At 62.0% G+C, this 19948-nt stretch carries 18 protein-coding genes; 11 read left to right on the top strand and 7 right to left on the bottom strand.

The features are described from left to right. Positions 1-97: 97 nt before the first annotated feature. The 3 genes from IHQ72_RS30890 to IHQ72_RS30880 all read left to right on the top strand — a co-directional run bounded on the left by IHQ72_RS30890 (position 98) and on the right by IHQ72_RS30880 (position 3797). Entirely contained in the window at positions 98-1624 is a 1527-nt protein-coding gene (locus IHQ72_RS30890; RefSeq protein ID WP_258119396.1) for a sugar ABC transporter ATP-binding protein, read from the top strand. A gap of 36 nt (positions 1625-1660) precedes the next feature. Continuing rightward, the gene (locus IHQ72_RS30885; RefSeq protein ID WP_258119394.1) at positions 1661-2680 is read left to right on the top strand and encodes an ABC transporter permease; all 1020 of its coding nucleotides are present in this window, start codon (positions 1661-1663) and stop codon (positions 2678-2680) included. Between the two features lie 61 nt (positions 2681-2741). Next, the gene (locus tag IHQ72_RS30880) at positions 2742-3797 is read left to right on the top strand and encodes a substrate-binding domain-containing protein (RefSeq protein ID WP_123146924.1); all 1056 of its coding nucleotides are present in this window, start codon (positions 2742-2744) and stop codon (positions 3795-3797) included. A gap of 202 nt (positions 3798-3999) precedes the next feature. Here the strand turns inward: IHQ72_RS30880 and IHQ72_RS30875 are convergent, their stop codons facing one another. The 4 genes from IHQ72_RS30875 to IHQ72_RS30860 all read right to left on the bottom strand — a co-directional run bounded on the left by IHQ72_RS30875 (position 4000) and on the right by IHQ72_RS30860 (position 7749). Beyond that, positions 4000-4287 carry a type II toxin-antitoxin system RelE/ParE family toxin gene (locus IHQ72_RS30875; RefSeq protein ID WP_258119389.1) on the bottom strand — a complete coding sequence of 96 codons (288 nt, stop codon included), beginning with the start codon at positions 4285-4287 and terminating at the stop codon, positions 4000-4002. Further along, positions 4280-4540 (bottom strand): type II toxin-antitoxin system ParD family antitoxin, encoded by a 261-nt coding sequence (locus tag IHQ72_RS30870; RefSeq protein ID WP_374120417.1) that lies wholly within the window; start codon positions 4538-4540, stop codon positions 4280-4282. Before IHQ72_RS30870 ends, IHQ72_RS30875 begins: the two co-directional genes overlap by 8 nt. Positions 4541-4643: 103 nt before the next feature. Continuing rightward, positions 4644-6698, bottom strand: coding sequence for a bifunctional aldolase/short-chain dehydrogenase (locus tag IHQ72_RS30865; protein WP_258119386.1), 2055 nt, complete (start codon positions 6696-6698; stop codon positions 4644-4646). A gap of 85 nt (positions 6699-6783) precedes the next feature. Then, positions 6784-7749, bottom strand: coding sequence for a sugar-binding transcriptional regulator (locus tag IHQ72_RS30860; RefSeq protein WP_258119385.1), 966 nt, complete (start codon positions 7747-7749; stop codon positions 6784-6786). A gap of 169 nt (positions 7750-7918) precedes the next feature. Between IHQ72_RS30860 and IHQ72_RS30855 the strand changes: the two genes are divergently transcribed. From IHQ72_RS30855 to IHQ72_RS30840, 4 genes are all read left to right on the top strand, one after another. After that, positions 7919-8164 (top strand): type II toxin-antitoxin system ParD family antitoxin, encoded by a 246-nt coding sequence (locus IHQ72_RS30855; protein WP_258119384.1) that lies wholly within the window; start codon positions 7919-7921, stop codon positions 8162-8164. Between the two features lie 17 nt (positions 8165-8181). Beyond that, positions 8182-8484 carry a type II toxin-antitoxin system RelE/ParE family toxin gene (locus IHQ72_RS30850; RefSeq protein WP_258119382.1) on the top strand — a complete coding sequence of 101 codons (303 nt, stop codon included), beginning with the start codon at positions 8182-8184 and terminating at the stop codon, positions 8482-8484. 73 nt (positions 8485-8557) lie between these two features. Beyond that, positions 8558-10195, top strand: coding sequence for an acyl-CoA synthetase (locus tag IHQ72_RS30845; RefSeq protein WP_258119381.1), 1638 nt, complete (start codon positions 8558-8560; stop codon positions 10193-10195). Positions 10196-10354: 159 nt separating this feature from the next. Continuing rightward, a complete protein-coding gene (locus IHQ72_RS30840) occupies positions 10355-10810 on the top strand; it encodes a DUF417 family protein (protein WP_258119379.1) in 456 nt (151 codons plus the stop codon). Positions 10811-10921: 111 nt separating this feature from the next. Here IHQ72_RS30840 and IHQ72_RS30835 read toward each other — a convergent pair whose 3' ends face one another. Together IHQ72_RS30835 and IHQ72_RS30830 are read right to left on the bottom strand one after the other, a co-directional pair. Beyond that, the gene (locus IHQ72_RS30835) at positions 10922-11818 is read right to left on the bottom strand and encodes a PhzF family phenazine biosynthesis protein (RefSeq protein ID WP_258119378.1); all 897 of its coding nucleotides are present in this window, start codon (positions 11816-11818) and stop codon (positions 10922-10924) included. Positions 11819-12010: 192 nt separating this feature from the next. Further along, a complete protein-coding gene (locus tag IHQ72_RS30830) occupies positions 12011-12364 on the bottom strand; it encodes a VOC family protein (RefSeq protein ID WP_258119376.1) in 354 nt (117 codons plus the stop codon). Between the two features lie 299 nt (positions 12365-12663). Here IHQ72_RS30830 and IHQ72_RS30825 point away from each other — a divergent pair, with 299 nt between their 5' ends. The 4 genes from IHQ72_RS30825 to IHQ72_RS30810 all read left to right on the top strand — a co-directional run bounded on the left by IHQ72_RS30825 (position 12664) and on the right by IHQ72_RS30810 (position 19445). Continuing rightward, positions 12664-13272, top strand: a complete 609-nt coding sequence (locus tag IHQ72_RS30825; protein ID WP_258119374.1) for a TetR/AcrR family transcriptional regulator — start codon at positions 12664-12666, stop codon at positions 13270-13272. Between the two features lie 74 nt (positions 13273-13346). After that, positions 13347-14486, top strand: a complete 1140-nt coding sequence (locus IHQ72_RS30820; protein ID WP_258123987.1) for an efflux RND transporter periplasmic adaptor subunit — start codon at positions 13347-13349, stop codon at positions 14484-14486. A gap of 251 nt (positions 14487-14737) precedes the next feature. After that, entirely contained in the window at positions 14738-17884 is a 3147-nt protein-coding gene (locus IHQ72_RS30815; protein ID WP_258119372.1) for an efflux RND transporter permease subunit, read from the top strand. 67 nt (positions 17885-17951) lie between these two features. Next, positions 17952-19445, top strand: coding sequence for an aldehyde dehydrogenase family protein (locus IHQ72_RS30810; protein WP_258119371.1), 1494 nt, complete (start codon positions 17952-17954; stop codon positions 19443-19445). A 105-nt stretch (positions 19446-19550) separates the two neighbouring features. Here IHQ72_RS30810 and IHQ72_RS30805 read toward each other — a convergent pair whose 3' ends face one another. After that, on the bottom strand, positions 19551-19865 hold the full coding sequence (locus IHQ72_RS30805; protein WP_258119369.1) for a putative quinol monooxygenase: 315 nt from the start codon (positions 19863-19865) through the stop codon (positions 19551-19553). Positions 19866-19948 lie beyond the last annotated feature (83 nt).

The raw sequence follows: 19948 nt of genomic DNA, 5'->3' as shown, positions 1-19948 counted from the left end.
CAAGGCGGTTGGTCCAAGCTAGGAAGCTCTCTGGCAATTGTCAATCGTGTTGACAATTGCCGGAGCAGCCCCTAGCGTCATGGTCAGGGAGGAACGAATGGGCAATAATGCCGTGTTCCGCGTGCACGGCCTGAGGAAGTCCTTTGGCCATATCGAGGTGCTTGGCGGCGTCTCGCTCGATTTGCATGCCGGTGAAGTGACCGTGCTGATGGGCGCCAACGGCGCCGGCAAATCCACCCTGGTCAAAATCATCAGCGGCGTCTACGAGCGCGGCGGCGGCACGATGAGCCTTGCCGGCCACGACTTCGCGCCGGAGGATTTCGCGCCGAATACGCCGGCGGAGGCGATACGCGCCGGTGTCGTCACCGTCCATCAAAACATCAATGACGGTGTCGTAGCCGACCTCGACGTCGCCACCAATTTGACGCTCGACAGGCTGAGTGGCAGTGGCGCGCCGACCCTGTTCAATCCGGGCCGGGTGCGTCGCGAGGCAAAGGCGGTTGCCGACCGCATGGGGCTGGCCATCGACCTGAGAGCCCGGATCAGCGATCTCTCGCTGGCCGACCGCCAGATGGTGGCGATAGCCCGCACCATGGCGCATCAGCCGAAAGTGCTGATCCTCGATGAGCCGACGTCCTCTCTGTCCAGCGCCGAGGCCGACCGGCTTTTCGCGCTGCTCGACAGGCTTCGCGGGCACGGCGTCGCAATCCTCTACATCTCGCACCGCATGTCGGACATCAGGCGGCTTGCCGACCGTATCGTCTCGATGCGCGACGGCGTCATCTCAGGCGTTTTCGACCGCAAGCCGCTCGACTATGAAGGCGCAGTCAACGCCATGCTCGGCCGCAAGATCCACCTCGACCGGATCGTCGCCAGGAATTCGACCAGGCCTGTCCTGACGATCGACGGGTTGCGCATTGCGCAAGGCGCCAGGCCGATCTCGCTGACGCTCGGCGATGGCGAGGTCGTTGCCATCACCGGCCTCGTCGGCGTCGGCAAGACCGCGCTCGCCGAGACGCTGTTTGGCGTCCACAAGCCGCTCACCGGGACCATGACGTTGAACGGAAAACCCTATGCTCCGGGTTCGACAGGCGAGGCGATCGCCGCCGGCGTATTTCTCGTCGCCAAGGACCGGAGCGAAAACGGGATCGTCGGCGACTTCAACATTCAGGAGAATATCAGCCTGCCATTCCACAAGCAGATGTCGCGTCTGGGCGTGCTCAAGCGCCGCATCGAGCGCGCCACCGCCCGCCAACAGATACGGGAACTGGGCATCGTCTGCCGCTCGGAGAAAGACGAAATGTCGGCGCTTTCCGGCGGCAACCAGCAGAAGGTGATGGTCGCGCGCTGGATGTCGCAGGCGGCAAAACTGTTCATCCTGGACGAGCCGTTTCAGGGCGTCGACATTTCAGCCAGGCGCGATATCGCGGCCAAGCTGCGGGCGAGCGCGAACGGCCGTGCGACGCTGCTGTTCGTCACTGAACTCGACGAGGCGCTGGAGACCGCCGACCGCATCCTGGTGATGTCGGAGCAGACAATCGTCGGCGAACATCACAATGCCGACATCGATCTTGAGCGTCTGCTGGCCGAAGTGGCGGGCGGGCCGCTGCACAGCGCAGCGTGAGGGCGGGCAGATAATGGGACGTGGAATGGAGAGGGCATGAGTTCGGGTTGGGTAAGGATGGCAGCCGCGCGCGACCATGCCATTCGCTATGGCTTCATCGCTCTGCTGTTCGGGTTGATCGCCTATTTCGCCGTCGCCGCCGATGGCTTCGTCTCGCCGCAGAGCGCCGTCTTCATCTTTCAGTCCGTCGCCATCACCGGCGTGCTGGCGCTCGGCGTCACTGCCACCCTGGTCGTCGGCGGCTTCGACCTGTCGATCGGCTCCGTCGCCACCAGCGCCATGATGGCAGCCGCCTATGTCATGGTGGTGCTGGAGCAGAACGCCGTCGTCGCGGTCGTCGCCTGTCTCCTGATCGGCGCCATCGTCGGGCTCATCAATGGCTGGCTGATCGTCTATATGCGCGTGCCGGATCTCCTGGCGACGCTCGGCATGATGTTCCTGCTCGTCGGTTTGCAGCGTATCCCGACCGAGGGCCGCTCGATCGCCACCGGTATGACAATGCCCGACGGCTCGGTCGCCAACGGCACGTTCGGCGCCGCCTTCCTGGCGCTCGGCCGCCACCGCTTCGATTTCTTCATCCCCAACCTCATCCCGGTTTCGGTGGTCGTCCTGCTCTTGCTTGCAGTGATGATCTGGTTCTTTCTTGAATACACCCGTTTCGGACGCATGATGTATGCGGTCGGCAGCAACGAACGGGCTGCCGAGCTCGCCGGCGCGCCTGTCAAGGCATACAAAATCTGGGCCTACGTTATTTCAGGGGTTTTTGCCTCGATCGGCGGCATTTTGCTCGCTGCCCGGCTTGGACGCGGCGACATCGCCTCGGGTAATAATCTCCTGCTCGATGCTGTCGCAGCGGCGCTCATCGGCTACGCGGTCCTCGGCGCCGCCAAGCCGAACGCCTTCGGCACGGCCGTCGGTGCGGTGTTTGTCGGCGTGCTGCTGCAGGGCCTGACGATGATGAACGCGCCCTACTACACGCAGGATTTCATCAAGGGCTTGGTTCTCGTGGTTGCCCTTGTCTTCACCTTCGCCCTTTCCGGTAGGGGCAAGAGATAGGATTTCGACAGATAGGATTTCGACCGGCTGAAATTTGAGTTCAACAAGTGGAGGAAACAACATGAAGATCACAAGAAGACTTTTGGGTAAGGCAGCACTCGGGCTTGCCGGCGCCGCGCTGCTGATGCAGGTCCCGGCGATGGCGCAGGACAAGCCGGCGCCGTTCGATAAGCCCGGCGCCGTCAAGATCGCGCTGGTCCGCTATCTCTCGACCGGTGACTTCTTCCAGGCCTATCTGTCCGGTGTCGAAGCGCAGGCCAAGGCGCTCGGCGTCGATCTGCGTGTCCTCGATAGCCGTCAGGACGCTGCCCTTCAGGCAGACATGGTCGACCAGGCCATTGCGCTCGGCGTCCAGGGCATCATCATCCAGCACGGCTTGACGGAATCGATGAAGGAAGCCGCCCAGCGCGCGGTCGACGCCGGCATCAAGGTCGTCGCCTTCGACGTCAACGTCGAAAACCCCAAGATACCGCAGATCGAGCAGTCCGACCGCGACCTCGCGCGCCTCGCGCTCGAACAGGCGGTCAAGGACAATGGCGAGAGCTGGAAGGCCGGCTACGTCTACGTCGCCGGCATCGCGCCGCTCGACCGCCGCAACGAGACCTGGGTCGATTTCAAGAAGAAATATGCCGGCATCAACGAGGCGGCGATGTTCGGCACGCTCGACAATCCGATCGCCAATTCCGTCGCCAACCAGGCCCGCTCGGTGCTCTCGGCCAACCCCGACATCAAGGTGATGTTCGCGCCCTATGATGAATTTGCCAAGGGCGTGAAGATCGCCGTCGACGAGGCCGGTCTGTCCCAGGACATCAAGATCTATTCGGCCGACATCTCGACCTCCGACATCGCCGCGATGCGCGAGCCTGACAGCGCCTGGGCGGCAACGGCCGCCACCAATCCGGCAGTCGTCGGCCAGGTTTCGGTGCGCGCGCTGGCGCAGCTTTTGGCCGGCGAAGACCCCGGCCACAACGTCATCGTGCCGCCGACGCTGATCACCCAGAAGGACCTGATCGACAAGGACATCAAGAACATGGAAGACCTCTCGGCCAAGCTGCCGCAGTTCGCCCATGCCGATGTCGCGATGCCGGCCTGGATGCCGAACCCGAACGCCAAGTAACGTTCCATCGCAGGCGCAAGGAAAGAGCGGCTCGCGGGCGGCTTTTGGGTCGCTCTTTTCTAATGCATGTCGCGCAAAAGTGTGCAGCGGTTTTGCGACAACGACATGCATAAAAACAACAACCTAAAGCGCGTCGCATGAGGCCGGTCAAACGCGACGCGCTTTAGGTCTGAATGCCTGCTCCGTCAGCCTCTCTGGTTTTTTACACCCAGTGCTCCGGATCGCGCATCCCGTGGACGATTGCCACGACCAGGATGCCCTCCAACTGCGGTTCGTAGATGACGATGTAGCGGCCTTCGATGAGCACGCGGGCCGTCAAGCTCAACTCTGGCCTGGCTGTGCCCATCTTGGGATGCTCCGCCGCCAGCTCCAGTTTGTCAAAAAAGCGCATAAGCAGCTTGTCGGCTGCCTTTTCATTCTCGATTGCGATAGTGCGCCAAATATCCCGCAAATCCTGCGAGGCGCGCGGCGTGAGCCGATATCTAGCCACGGGCGCGGCGTTCTGCTTTCAAACCGCGTATGAACTCGGCGGGTTCAACTTCCACCGGCTTGCCGCTGGCCATGCCGTCGGCATAGGCCCGTTTCAAATGTTCCAACTCCAAGGCGCGCAATTCCTCGCGCTGTTCCCACAGGCGCAGGGCGTCGCGGACAATCTCGCTGTTAGAGGCATATCCCCCGCCCTCGATAGCGCTTTGCAGGCGGGCCGCCTGTTGCGGGGTGAGGGATATGGTAAGGGTGCGCATGGGTTGGGTTTTCATGCCTAACCGTATATCATATCTCACGAGATCTAACAATCTTTGTTAGGATTTCCGGTGATCTCCCACCGCGAGGATGGCAAAGTTTCAGTTACCTCAACGCCGCGGCGATGTTGCCGCCGTCGACCGTCGTGACATCGGCGGTGGTCCGCTCGGCCAGCGCATGATGCAGGAAGGCTTGGGCGACGTCCCCGGCCGTCACTTCCTGCCCAAGCAGATTGCCCGCCATGTATTCCTTTTCCGACACGCCGCGCGCGCCCGAGCGGCTGGCAATCATGGCGTCGGTCAACAACCCCGAACGGATGCGATCGGCGTTGACGGCATTCGAGCGGATGCCATGGGCGCCATAGTCGAGGGCATACTGCCTGGACAGGAACAGCGTCGCCGCCTTTGGTATGCCATAGGCGCCGAACTTCGGACCCGGATTGATCGCCTGCTTGGAGGTGTTGAACAGCAGCACGCCGCCGGTGGCCTGTTCGAGCATGATGCGCACCGCGTTCTGCGCCGCCGACTGGTGGGCGAAGAAATTGAGTTCGAAGCTCTTGCGCAAAGTGGCGTCGTCGAGCTCGCCGATCCTGCCTTCCCAGGCCGCACCGGCATTGGAAACCAGGATATCGAGGCCGCCGTAGACGGCGACCGCCTTGTCGAACGCAGCGCGCATCTGCGCCGGATCGGTGATGTCGGCACCAATGCCGATCGAACTGTTGCCGGCCTTTTTTGCTGCCTCGGCAGCCCTTGACGCGTCGAGATCGACAACGACGGCATGGGCCCCGTTGTCGGCGAACAGCTTTGCCGTGGCGGCGCCGATCGCGCCGGCGCCGCCGGTGACCAGCACAACCTGGCCGGTCAGCGGCTTCGGCTTGTTGGAGGCGAGCTTGGCCTGTTCCAGCGACCAGTATTCGAGCGGGAACAGGTCGGCTTTGGACAGCGGGCGGAAATCGCCGATCGCTTCGGCTCCGCGCACCGCCTCGATCCACATTTCACCGACGTCGGAGGCGATCTTCGCATCCTTCAGCGTGCGGCCATGGCCGAACATGCCGAGGCCCGGCACCAGCGTCAGGCGCGGCATCTGGTCGAGCATCGTGCGCTTCACATCGTCGAGTGCGTCGTTGGTTTCGAAGTAAGCGCGATAGTCCTTGGCGAATTTCTCGACATGTTGGCTGATGACGGATTTGTAGTCGCCGATCTTGTCGGCGTCGGGTGCCGGCAGCGCCATCGGTCCGGTCTTGATGCGGATCGACAGGTCGGGCGTCGACACGCCGCGCCCGGCAAAGTCGGCAATCCTGGCCGAATTGATGAAATCGACGATCGCTTCCGAGGTGCGGAAATCGCTGATCATGCGGTCGAAGCGGCCTTCACCGCGCGCTACCGCCACCGCGCCGCGCAGCATCGGCGCGATATCCGCAGGCTTCGCCAGTCTGACCGGCAAGGCGGCTTTTTCGGTGCGGGGCTTACCGTGGCTGGCGATGAAATCCTCGGCGACGTTCACATAATGGATCATCCGGTCGTAGGCCTGTTTGGCATCGTCGCCGAAGGTGAAAATGCCATGCTTGTCGAGGATCAGGCCTTCGACCGTCGGGTCGGCGTCGAAGACATCGGCAGCCGCCTTCGCCAGGTCGAAGCCCGGCATGATGTAGGGCACGAATCCCATCTTGCTGCCGAAGACCTTCATGCTCAGCGCCTCGCTGTCGTCCTGGTCGACGATGGCCAGGATGGCGGTCGAGTGCGTGTGGTCGACAAATTTGTGCGGTAGGAAGGCGTGCAGCAGCGTCTCGACCGAAGGATTGGGCGAAGACGGGTCGATGAGGTTCACCCGCTGCAGGGCGACCATATCCTCATCGGAGAGTTTTTTGAGCGATCGCGCCTTCAAGAGGGCGCCGAGCTTGACCGCCGGCAGGCCCTGCGGCTCGATGACGCCCATGTCCCAGCCGCTGCCCTTGACGCAAAGCACGTCCCATTCGTCGCCGACGAGATCGGTGGCCTTTGTCTTGCAGGAGGTGTTGCCGCCGCCATGCAGGACAAGCCGCGGTTCGCCGCCTAGAAGCCGTGTCGTGTAGACGCGCAGCGCCAGGTCACGGGCAACACCCTTGTTTGCATAGTCGGCAACCAGCTTCTCCGCGTCGCCGTCGTTCCACAGGTTCTTCATGTTCGCTTCGTCCGATTTCTCTTTGTGTGAACAGGAACGCCGCGACGCCTTGATGACAATGCGCCCGCGGCGGAGTTTTACGTATCTAGGCGACCTTTTCCGCTGCCGGTCCGGCATGGTCGAGCAGCCGTCGCGCCATCCGTGCGCCGACCACCAGATGCGTGCACAACCCACCCGCGATCGCCGCCACCAGCGGTCCGAACTTGCTGTCCTCCTGCACCACCACGAGGCGCTTTTCGATCTTGCGCAGCGATGACAGCTCCGCCGAAATGACCCGCCGGTTGTAGCTGCAATCGAGCGCCTGACCTTGCGCGTCGATGATCTGCCCAGCGATGACGCCGGCAGCCCCGGCGCGGCGCAGCACCTCCATTTCGCTCGCAGTCAGCGCGCCGCATTTGACGACATGGCTGTCGGCGTCGACGGTGCCGACCGAGTAAAGCGCCAGGTTGCATTCACTAATGCCCGATAGCTGCTCGCGGATCACCGGCTCGGCGCGGAGGCCGCGCGCCAGTTCTTCCGTCGTCAGCACCAGCGGTGCATAGAAATTGAGCCCCTCGGCGTTGAGCCGGCGGGCGATTTCCATGGTGCATTGGTCGGGCCGGTAGGAGTAGGGGGCTCCGAGGTTGCCGCAGAGCTGCACCACCGTGACATCCTGCAGATCGGCATAGGACATGATGTCGGCGATCGTATAGATGGTCCGCCCCCAGGCGACGCCGATGCGGTCGCCCTTCTTGATCAGTTCGAGAAAGACGCTGGCCGCCAGCACCGCGATGTCGGTCGACGGATCGGCGATATGGCCGTTTTCCGGCGCGATCCAGACGGCGTCGAGCTTCAGCGCGTCTTCGAGCTGGCGCGCCAGGACGTCGTCGGTGAAAAGCTGGGTCGAGGTCGAGATGTTGACGATGCCGGTCTCGCGCGCCTTGCGCAGATACATGGCGACCGAGGCTCGGGAAATCTTGAGCTGGCTGGCCACCTGGTCCTGGCGCAAGCCATGGGCATAGTAGAGCCAGGCGGCTTTGTGGATAAGCTGTTCTGCCGGTCGGATCGCCATGCCATCTCCTCACTGACATTATTCACGGCTCTCGACAAAAGTCAAACGCGGCCGAGGTGCTGGCCGCTTTTCGCCCGTTGCCAGGCAACGGAGCGCGAGATCTCCGCTATGTCAGTAATTGCGCATTCATTGTTATTGCAGTACCATTTACGAAACAGGAGGCTCGAGAATGAACGTCTCATTGGGAGATCGCTGGGAAGCCTTTGTGGCCAACATTGTGAAGCGTGGCCGCTACGGCTCTGCCAGCGAAGTCGTGCGCGAGGGCCTGCGCCTGGTCGAGGAACGCGAGGAAAAGCTGAAGGCCTTGCGCGCCATGCTGGACAAATCGTTTGCCGACGACGGCGAAGCGACCGAGCAGGATATTGATGCGGCCATGGAAGCCAAGGCTGAGCAACTCGCAAAGGAAGGCTTCTAGGAGTGCCACGGCTGCGCATGTTGCCGTCGGTCCAAACAGATTTGGTTGATATCTTTGAATACATAACTCGCGAAAGCGGCAGCCTGGCGATCGGCCGACGTTTTGTGGATGCTCTGCGCCAGAAATGCCGTGATCTGTCGAGCTTGCCGGCGACGATTGGCCGTGCTCGTCCCGATCTGCGGCCAGATATCAGAAGTTTCGCTTTCAGAGGATACGTGATTTTCTTCCGCTATAACGGCGATTGGTTCGAGGTGGCGAATATCGTCGAAGGGCATCGGGACATCGATAGTTTATGGTCAGAAGGTAAGGGCGAGGAGTAGCGGCGGGAGTAGCTGAGGCGGCCTCGTCCGCGGCGTCCCGTGGTTGGAAGCGCTCGATATTGGGGAGGACGGGATGGGCAATCCCTACGAACAGGATCTCGACAGGAAACCAGCCAACCACCAGCCGCTGACGCCGCTCAGCTATCTGGAGCGGGCGGCAAAGACCTTTCCCGACCATGTTGCTATCATCCATGGTCGCCAGCGCACGACCTATCGTGAATTCTGGCGGCGGTCGCTGAAGCTTGCCTCGGCGCTGCAGAGGCGCGGCATCGGCAAGGGCGACACCGTCACCGTCATGTTGTCCAACACGCCGCCGATGCTGGAAGCGCATTTCGGCGTGCCGATGATCAAGGCGGTACTGCATTCGCTCAACACCCGCCTCGATGCCGCGGTCATCGCCTTCCAACTCGACCATGCCGAAACCAAGCTGCTTGTCGTCGATCGCGAATTCGCAAATGTCGTCAGCGAGGCGCTGGCGCTGGCTAAGGTAAAACCGCTGGTCATCGACTATGACGATCCCGAATACGCCACCGATGCCCCTTATCCCAAGGGCGAGCGGATCGGCACCCTCGACTACGAGAACTTCGTCGCGGGTGGCGACGAGGATTTCGCCTGGTCGATGCCGGACGACGAATGGGATGCGATCTCGCTCAACTACACTTCCGGCACGACAGGCAATCCCAAGGGCGTCGTCTATCATCATCGCGGTGCGGCACTGATGGCCTACGCCAACACCATCCATGCCGCTATGGGCAAGCATGCGGTGTATCTGTGGACGCTGCCGATGTTCCACTGCAATGGCTGGTGCTTTCCATGGACGCTGGCCGTGCAGGCCGGCACCCATGTCTGCCTGCGTTGGGTGCGGCCGAAGCCGATCTATGACGCCATTGCCGATCATGGCGTCACCCATCTGTGCGGCGCGCCGATCGTGATGTCGGTGCTGATCAATGCCAGGGACGAGGACAAGCGGCAATTTCCGCAGACGGTCACCTTCAGCACGGCCGCGGCACCGCCGCCGGAAGCAGTGCTGTCGGGCATGGCCGATGCAGGCTTTGTGGTCACTCACCTCTATGGCCTTACCGAGACCTATGGCCCGGCCGTCGTCAACGAATGGCATGGCGAGTGGGACGGGCTCGACAAGGGTCTCAGGGCGGCGAGGAAGGCCAGGCAAGGCGTGCGCTATGCCGCGCTCGAGGATCTGACAGTGATGGACCCCAAGACGATGGATGAGACGCCGGCCGACGGCGAGACGATCGGCGAGGTCATGTTCCGCGGCAACATCGTCATGAAGGGCTATCTGAAGAACCGCAAAGCGAGCGACGAGGCCTTTGCCGGCGGCTGGTTCCACTCGGGCGACCTCGGCGTCAGGCATCCCGACGGCTACATCCAGCTCAAGGACCGCTCCAAGGACATCATCATTTCCGGCGGCGAGAACATCTCCTCGATCGAGGTCGAGGAGGCGCTCTACAAGCATCCTGCCGTCGCATCCTGCGGCGTCGTTGCCAGGCCCGACGACAAATGGGGCGAGGTGCCGGTCGCCTATGTCGAGCTGAAGCCGGGCAGGACGGCGACCGAAGCCGAGATCATCGATCACTGCCGCGCGCTGCTCGCCCGCTTCAAGGTGCCGAAGGCGGTGATCTTCGCCGAAATCCCGAAGACCTCAACCGGCAAGATCCAGAAGTTCAGGCTGAGGGAGATGGCGAAGGGGTAGTTAGGTCAGAACCCATTAATCCGTGCCAGATCACCATTGGCCCAGCTAAACCCAGCTTGAACGGAGCAAAAAAGATCACTCAGTGTCGGATCGAGTGCCTCCCGATCGTCCTCGATACAGAACCAACTCGGCAGAAGATCCAGCATGAGGAGCATTCCAATGGAGAACACCGCTGTCGGCAAAGCCGGACGGATCGTCGCCCTGACCGGGGTCATACTGCCGCTTCTCATGATCGGCGGGATGAAGTTCACGGCGGTGGAGATCGAGGCGTTGAGGCCGTTGATCAGCGGCACGCCTTGGCTCGCCTGGATGTATCCGGTTTTTGGTGAAGCCGGCGCCTCTTATGTGCTTGGTGTCGTCGAGATCGCGACCGCACTTCTCCTGATTGCCTGCCCCTGGTCGGCTGGCGCCGGTGTGGCCGGCGGGGCATTGGCGGTCCTGATTTTCCTGGTCACCTGTTCGATCATGGTTGCCCTGCCGATCTGGGAGCCGACGCTGGGCTTTCCCGCGCTCGGTCCCGCCGGTCAGTTCCTGATCAAGGACATCGCGCTGCTCGGCATCGCGCTTGTCATACTGGGCGAAAGCCTGAACAGATTAAACAAATCGGCTACCTAAGCCAATCCGAGTCGAAGGCGAGTGGCAGACGTCATCCGCATAGCGCGCCAATGCGATCTTGTGGGGGCATAGGTTCGCTGCCTGCGCGGCTACCGGATTTGCAACCTTCGACTAGATCGAAAACGCCCCGCTCGCCACCACAATGCAGCGTCCCGATACGCTCACTGAGCCGGCATCTACATCTACCTCAATGATGCTGGTACGTCCGAGCGCCGTGCCTTGCTCGACCTTGACTACGCCGGGCTGTGCAAGACCGTGTGCAACGAGGTGTGCGGCGAGCGGACCAGCCGCCGTACCGGTTGCCGGATCCTCTGAAATGCCAACAGTCGGGTTGAAAAACCGTGCATACGCTGTGGTTTCGGGCTGGCGTGGATCGAGTGAGAAGACGTAGCAGCCTTCCCCGCCGACCTCGTTGAGCAGGTCGAAAAGTTGCTTGGCATCAGGCGAAATCCGGTCGACGGCTTCGCGATCGCGGATCGGCACCAGGAGATGGGCAGCACCAGTCGAGACCACCTGGCAAGGCACGACATCCGCCGCTATTTCTTCAGTGTCAAGGCCGAGTGCCTTGGCAAGAGCGCCAAGGTTTGAGAGCTGCCGGCCAGCCACTGGGGCTTCTTGCTGCATAATGATCTTTTCGAGTTTCCCTTGGCTTTGCCAGATAGCCAATGGATATACCAAGTCGCCGATCTGTTGGTGAAACCATGTTGGGCCATCGCCCAGATCGAGCCGCCCCGCTGCAGCGAGCCACCACCAAGCCCCTAGCGTGTTGTGGCCGCCTGCACCGAAAACCTCTACACCTTTCGGCGTGAAAGAGCGCAACTTCCAGTCGGCGTCCGCCCGGGTCGCCGGTAGCACAAAGGTTGTCTCGGACTGGTTGAACTCACGTGCAATGTTCTGCATGAGCTCAAGCGCCAACTCGCCACCGCTGTCGACCACCGCAAGTGAATTGCCCGTCAGCGGCTCTACCGCGAAGACATCGACGAAATGAAATGGAATTGTTCTGCTCAAGTGTCCTCCGATGACCGCAATTGGGCCCGTTTCAGTCGTTGGGGCTGAATGTTTGGAAGGTCGCCAATGTCCCCGCATTTGCAGGCAATTTCTAATGCATGCGGCCCAAAAGTGCGCTGCGGTTTTGGGACAACGACGTGCATAAAGCTAGAGATTTAAAGCGCTCGCATGAATCCCTTCAGGCGACGCGCTTTAACGAAGATGCGAGAGCACGTTGAGCAGTTTGCCGGTCGGGTCGGCAATGAAGAAACGTCTTACGCCCCACGGTTCGTTGGTCAAGTCATAGACCACTCTGCAGCCGATCTCGTTTGCGCGAAGATACACCTCGTCGACATTGTCGACCTCGATCGACAGATCGGGCACCGGCGTGCCTGAGCCGCCCTCGCTGGCGATGCTGATCTGGGGGATGGTTGTTTCGCTGGACGCCAGCGTGACGAGCCACCCGTGATCCATCACGGCATCGAGCCCGAACAGGTCGGAATAGAACTTCCGAACATCCGGAATGCTGTCTGTTGCAATATTCGTGACGATGCGCAGTACGGTCATCCCATAAACTCCTTTCCGCATTAGATGATAATGCATTGCTGCGCACACTGGAGCCCGTTTTGAACAAATAGCGGGCCGATCATCTGAGCCGCAAAACGCCGTAGATGAGCATTGATGGCCTGGCGGGTACATGTGCACTGCCAGTAGCAGGTTCATTAACGCTGATCACGCCCAAGTGGTGTCAACAGATGTCACCAGTCGCCTAAGACGGATAATGTCACCTGTTGACAGGCGGGTGATTTCGAATTACGAGTGACGAAATTCAAAATTCGTCATTCGTAATGAGCTCATGAAAAAAGATGTCTGATACCCTCGATACGACGGCCGACCTGGTCCGGCAGGAGAATGTCGCGCGCATCCTCGATTGCGCCGAGCGACTGTTCCGCCATTACGGCTACGGCAAGACCAATGTCGCCGACATAGCGCGTGAACTCGGCATGTCGACGGCCAACATCTATCGTTTCTTCGCCTCCAAGGTCGAAATCCATCAGGCCGTTTGCGGCCGCATGCTCGCTACCTGCTACCAACTGACCTACGACGCCTGCCATGGTCCCGGAACGGCCAGCGAAAAGCTTCGCCGCTACGTTCAAACGCATTATCAGTGGACCCGCGACACCATGCTCGACCAGGAGAAGGTGCACGAAATGGTCGTCGTTGCCATCGAACGCGATTGGCATGTCATCGAGAAGCATATCGACAGGATCCGCGGCTTGGTGGCGGAGGTGATCAGCGACGGTATCGCAACCGGCGAGTTTGCCGATCAGGACCCGGAAGTCGCTTCGCGCTGTTTCAGCGCCGCCATCATCACCCTCTGTCATCCGCAGATGGTCGCCCAGTGCCTTGCCAAAAAGAATCGGGCGATGCCGGACGAGCTTATCGAGTTTGCGATCAGGGCCTTGAAGAAATGACCGGCGGCGTCGGCCGGTTGCCGATAATTCATCTCCAGTTCGGGAGTACGCAAGTGTCTTTGTCCAAATCCATCATGAACAGGCTACCGGCCGTTGGTCCGGCTCTGGTCGTCCTCGCGGCGCTCGGGCTCGCCGGCTGCTCGCAAGAAAAAGTGGAGGTCAAGGACATTATCCGGCCAGTCAAGGTCGTCGAGATCGCCAAGGCGAACGATACGCGTGAGCTTTCCTACTCCGGATCGGTGCGCGCCCGCACCGAGATGAATCTCGGGTTCCGCATCAACGGCAAGATCACCGAGCGCCTGGTCGATATCGGCCAGCGCGTGAAGCCGGGCGACGTTCTGGCCCGCATCGATCCCGCCGACTACGACCTTTCGGTCAACAGCGCCGAGGCCAGCCTCGAGGCGGCCGAGCGGCAGGTCGAGACGACAGGCCTTGCCCGCCGTCGTGCCGAACAGTTGTTTGCCAAGAACTTTGCGTCGAAATCGCAGCTCGAACAGGCAACGCTCAGCTATGATCAGGCAGTCGCCACCCGAAATTCCGCCCGCTCAGCGCTAGATCAGGCGAAAAACCAGGTCCTCTACACCGACCTCAAGGCGGACAGGAACGGCATCGTCACATCAGTCGCCGCCGATGTCGGTCAGGTGGTCGGCTCCGGCACGCCGGTTGTGACGGTTGCCGTCGATGGCGAAAAGGAAGTGCTGATCGCCGTTCCGGAAATGGATATCGCCCAGTTCAAGCCGGGCAAGAATGTCAAGGCAAGCTTCTGGTCCGACGATGCGTTGACGCTCGACGGCAAGGTCCGTGAAGTCGCCGGCAGCGCCGATCAGCAGTCGCGTACCTTTGCCGTTCGCGTCAGCCTGCCCAACGATCCGCGCGTGCTTCTCGGCATGACCGCGAACATTGAGGCGTCGGCGGCCAACAACAGCCCGCAGAGCGTATCGATCCCGTTGAGCGCCCTAGCGCAAAAGGATGGCCAGCAGGTCGTCTGGACCGTGGACCGCAACGGCGAGACCGTCCATGCGCGTCCGATCAAGGTCGCCGAGTTCACCGCCGACGGCGTGCATGTTGCCGAAGGATTGAACCCCGGCGACATCGTCGTTGCGGCGGGCACGCAATTCATGGCCGAAAATCTGAAGGTCAAGCTGACCGGCGATGCGGTGCAACAGTCCGCATCGGCGGACGACGATGGCAATGCCGCCAAGCGCGTGCGCTGACGGCCAAGCAAATTAAACCGGCTTTTCCTCGCATCGGCGCAAGCCGCGAGGTCAAGCAGGTCATGGTTTCCGGGCGGCAGGTGCCCGATTGTCGAGACGTCAGGTCGATGTAACCCCCCACATCGATCCTCGCGTCCCACCGCGATGAGTGTCTCTCCGCTCGGAAAGCCTCGCCGCCCGGAAGCCAGCATTAGAAGCTCCGTGGGCATGCCGTGTGCGTGCGCTGACGATCAGACAAATGGACTGGCGCTATGACCACCGACACCAATGAAAAGCGGCCCTTCAATCTTTCGCGCTGGGCAATCGGGCACCCGAGCATTGCGCGGTTCCTGTTCGGCTTGATCATCGTTGCCGGTGCGCTCGGCCTGATGCGCATGGGCCAGAAGGAAGACCCGGACTTCACCTTCCGCGTCATGGTCGTCCAGGCTGTCTGGCCGGGGGCCTCGATCCAGGAGATGGAGGACCAGGTCGTCAACAAGATCGAGCGCAAGCTGCAGGAAACGCCGCATCTCGATTTCGTCCGTTCCTACACGCGCGCCGGCAGCGCCATCATCACCTTGCAGGTGGAAGGCGACACCAATCCCACGCAAGTCGCGGATGCCTTTTACCAGGTACGCAAGAAGGTCGGCGACATCGCCAATGAGCTGCCTCAGGGGCTGCTCGGGCCCTACTTCAACGATGAGTTCGGCGACACTTTCATCACCTTGCATTCGATCAGCGGCGACGGCTACAGCTATCCCGAGCTGAAGAAATTAGCCATCCAGGCGCGTGACATGCTGCTGACGACGCCCGGCGTCGAAAAGGCCGTGATCATCGGCGACCAGCCGGAAAAACTCTACATCGACGTTTCGTCCAAGGTACTTGCCGAGCGCGGCCTGACGCTCACCGATCTGCAGAACGCGATCAAGGGCCAGAACAATGTCGATCCGGCAGGCTCGGTCGACACCGGCCAGCGTTCGGTGCGCATCTCGGTCGAAGGCAACGTGACGGAGGCGGCCGACATCCGCGAACTTCGCCTGCGCGCCGGCAACCAGGTGACGCGCCTCGGCGACATCGCCACCGTGACCACAGGCCTCGAAGACCCCTATCAGCGCAAATACCGCTTCAACGGGCACGACAGTGTCCAGGTCGGCGTCGTCATGGCCAAGGGCTTCAACGTCACCGATGTCGGCAAGGACGTTGAGGCGACCTATCACCGCTTCGAAGAGGCGTTGCCTTACGGCGTTTCGGTCGATCAGATCGCCGACCAGCCGGAAGTCGTCAGGGAAGCGGTGACCGAGTTCATGGAAGCGCTTGGCGAGGCGCTGCTGATCGTGCTTGTCGTCTCGTTCCTGACGATCGGCTGGCGTTCGGGCCTGGTGATCGCGATCACCATTCCGCTCGTTCTGGCCGCCACCTTCGCCATCATGTACGAGATCGGCATCGATCTGCAGCGCATTTCGCTCGGCGCGCTGATCATCGCGCTCGGCCTGCTCGTCGACGACGCGATGATCGTCGTCGAAATGATGGAGCGCAAGCTCGAGGAAGGACTTGTCAAGGTCGAGGCGGCGAGCTTCGCCTATACCTCGACGGCCTTCCCGATGTTGTCCGGCACGCTGATCACCACGGCCGGCTTCATTCCGGTCGGCTTCGCGGCCTCGACGGCCGGTGAATACGTACGCACGCTGTTCTACGTCGTCGGCATCGCGCTGGTCGTCTCCTGGTTCGTGGCGGTCTACTTCACGCCGTGGCTTGGTCATATGATCCTCAAGCAGCGAAAACACGCCGGCAGCCATCACGATGTTTTCGATACGCCCTTTTACCGCCGGCTTCGCGCCACCGTCGGCTGGTCCGTGCGCCACCGCATCATCGTGCTGGCCATGACACTGGTGACCTTCGCAACCAGCCTGTGGGCGTTCCAGTTCATCCCGCAGAATTTCTTCCCGCAGTCATCGCGTCCGGAAATCCTTGTCGACCTCTGGCTGCCGGAGGGCACCAGCATCAAGGAAGTCGAGACGCAGGCCAAGGCGCTCGAAACCAGGATGATGGACGACAAGGACAAGCGCTTCATCGCCACCTATATCGGTGAGGGCGCGCCGCGCTTCTTCCTGCCGCTCGACCAGCAGCTTCGCAATCCGAACTTCGCCCAGCTTCTGGTGATGGCCAATGACGAACCGGCCCGCGAACGGCTGATCGTCAAGCTGCGCACCATTCTGGCCGAGGATCTCCCGTCGGTCCGCGCCAAGGTCGACCGCCTGTTCCTCGGGCCACCCACGGGCTGGCCGGTGCAGATGCGCGTCATGGGCCCGGATCGCCAGGAGGTGCGCCGCATCGCCGACGAGGTGAAGGCGAAGTTCCAGGCAAATCCGCTGCTCGGCGCCGTTCACGACGACTGGCTGGAGCCAGTGCCGGAGATGAAGCTGGTGATCGACCAGGATCGCGCCCGGGCGCTCGGCGTCACCTCGCAGCGCATCCGCCAGACGCTGCAGGCAAGCATGACGGGGGCGCCGCTCGATGATTTCCGCGACGGCGAGGAGACCGTTTCGATCGTCGCCCGGGAACCGGAGGCGAGCCGCCACCTGCTGTCGGCGGTCGACTCGGTCTCTGTCCCGACGGATTTCGGTGGCTTCGTGCCACTGTCGCAGGTCGCCAAGGTCGTCCCGGTGCTGGAGCAAGGCGTCGAATGGCGCCGCGACCGCCTGCCGACCATCAGCGTGCGTGCCACGCTGCCGGATGGCGTGCAGTCGAACGATGTCGTGATGAAGATGTACAGCGAGATGCAAGGCCTGCGCGACGGTCTGGCACCCGGCTACAACATCGAGATCCAGGGCGGCGCCGAGGATTCGGCCGAAAGTCAGGCCTCCATTGCTGCGAAAGCTCCAATCATGCTGGCCGTCATCGTCGTGCTGCTGATGATCCAGCTGCAGCACTTCGGCAAGGCGATGCTGGTGCTGGCGACCGGTCCGCTCGGCATCATCGGCGCGGCGGCGGCACTTTTGATCAGTGGCGCACCGTTCGGCTTCGTCGCCATCCTCGGCGTGATCGCGCTGCTCGGCATCATCATGCGCAACTCGATCATCCTGGTCGACCAGATCGACCAGGATATCGCGGCCGGCATGGAACACTCGGAGGCCATCATCGGCTCGGCGGTCCGCCGTTTCCGGCCGATCATGCTGACGGCGTTGACGGCGGTCCTGGCGCTGATCCCGATTTCGCGTGGCGTCTTCTGGGGTCCGCTCGCCTACGCCATGATGGGCGGCATCCTGGTCGCCACGGTGCTCACCATTCTCGTCCTTCCGGCAGGCTATGCCTTGTTCTTCGGCAGGGAGCGCAAGAAGGCCGAGGACGCGGAGCAGGCGGCCGAGCCGGAGCTGGCAGAAAACGACGACAGACCGCGACTGGCTCTGGCAGCCGAATAGAGCTGTTGGCAGATGTGACGTCCAGGGATTAAATCCGCCCACCGGCAGAGCGCTGGAGGAGGACGTCATGACCGTAGCTCAGACACCGGTGGCGCTGCGCCAGCCGATCGACGGACGCCACCGTCAGATGTTCGTCGATGGCGCCTGGGTCGACGCCCGCTCGGGCCGGACCATGGGGACCCGCAATCCCGCCACCGGCGCGGTCATTGCCACGGTGCCGCGCGGCGACCGCGAGGATATCGAGCTGGCGGTGGCCGCGGCGCGCAGGGCCTTCGACGGGCCATGGAGCCGGTTCAAGCCCTATGAGCGGCAGGTGCTGCTCCTCAAGATCGCCGACCTCTTCGAAAAGCACTGGGAGGAGATCAGCCGCTCGGACACGACCGACATGGGCATGCCGATCGTGCGCACCCGCGCCAACCGCAACCGTGTCATCGGTATGCTGCGCTATTACGCCGGCATGGCAACGTCCCTGCATGGCGAGACGATCGAGAACTCGCTGCCGGGCGAAATCATCTCCTTCACGCGCAAGGAGCCGGTCGGCGTCGTCGGCGCCATCATCCCGTGGAACGCACCGACGGCCGCTTCGATCTGGAAGATCGGACCGGCGCTGGCCACCGGCTGCACGGTGGTGCTGAAACCTTCCGAAGAGGCACCGCTGACGCCGCTGTTGATATCCGACATCATGAACGAGGCCGGCGTTCCCCAAGGCGTCGTCAATATCGTGACCGGCACCGGCGCCGAGGCGGGTGCGGCACTTGCCGAGCATATGGGCGTCGACAAGATCGTCTTCACCGGCTCGACGGCGACCGGCCAGTCGATCGTCCGGGCGTCGGCGGGCAACCTCAAGCGCGTCTCGCTGGAGCTCGGCGGCAAGTCGCCGGTCATCGTCTGTGCGGACGCCGATCTCGACAGAGCGGTGCCGGTGGCGGCGATGTCAGTGTTCGCCAATTCCGGCCAGATCTGCATCGCCGGCTCGCGCCTGTTCGTCGAGCGCTCCATCCATGACGAGTTCGTCGAGCGGCTGGCGGCCTATGCCAAGGGTCTCAGGATCGGCGACGGCATCGACCCGGCAACCGAAATCGGTCCGCTAGTCTCGGCAAAGCAGTTGCAGCGGGTCGCCTCGTATCTCGAAGCCGGCACGGCGGAGGGCGCAATCCTCGTCACCGGTGGCACGCGCCTTGTGGAAGGCGCGCTGGCCGCTGGCAATTTCGTCGCGCCGACGGTCTTTGCCGGCGTTTCGGACGACATGAAGATCGCGCGCGAGGAAATCTTCGGGCCGGTCATTTCGGCGCTGCCGTTCGATACGCTCGATGAGGCGATCGAGCGGGCCAACAACACACCCTACGGTCTTGCTGCCGGGGTCTTCACCCGCAATGTCGCCACCGCGCACCAGCTGTCGCGAAAAATCCGCGCCGGCTCGGTCTGGGTGAATACCTATCACGCCATCGATCCGGCCGTGCCCTTCGGCGGCTACAAGATGAGCGGCTACGGCCGCGAGGGCGGCGCCGAGCACCTCGACGAGTATCTCAACACCAAGGGCGTGTTCATCAAGATCGATTGAGCGATCCGCCTGCCAATCCTCCACCGCGGCGCTGACCGCCAAGATGCTGGCAAAGCCTGAAACAAAAAACCCGCCTCGGCGGCGGGTCGTTGCTCGGGTAGTGTCTCAGTTTGAAATCTGATTTTTCGCTTTGAGCGAGATCGGGTCCGTCTCGATTAGCCGAAGCGATCTCACCATGTCGGCAGTTTGAGTCTTGTAATTGAGAAAATGTGGCGTGGTGAGGTGCGCCTCATAGGCTGCTTGATCAGCGTAGCCTTCAATCACCAGCACCTTATCGCAGCTTCCCTTGACCGACAGCGCGTACAGGAAGATGACCCCAGGTTCTAGCCGCACCGAGGCTTCAATCTCTTCTGATAGGAGTGCGCCGTAAGCCTCGATCTGGTCGGGATCGATCTCCAGTTCTGCTATCCTGACAATCATTCGCTATTCCGCTTCCTGTACCGGTCGCAATGCGCATGACGCGGACGGCGTTGCCGATCACGTCGGCGGGGCGCTTCTGGCCT

The organism is Mesorhizobium onobrychidis (genome assembly GCF_024707545.1).
Lineage (GTDB): Bacteria > Pseudomonadota > Alphaproteobacteria > Rhizobiales > Rhizobiaceae > Mesorhizobium > Mesorhizobium onobrychidis.
The sequence above is the reverse complement of the archived record's forward strand: the minus strand, read 5'-3'. Positions and strand labels throughout refer to the sequence as shown.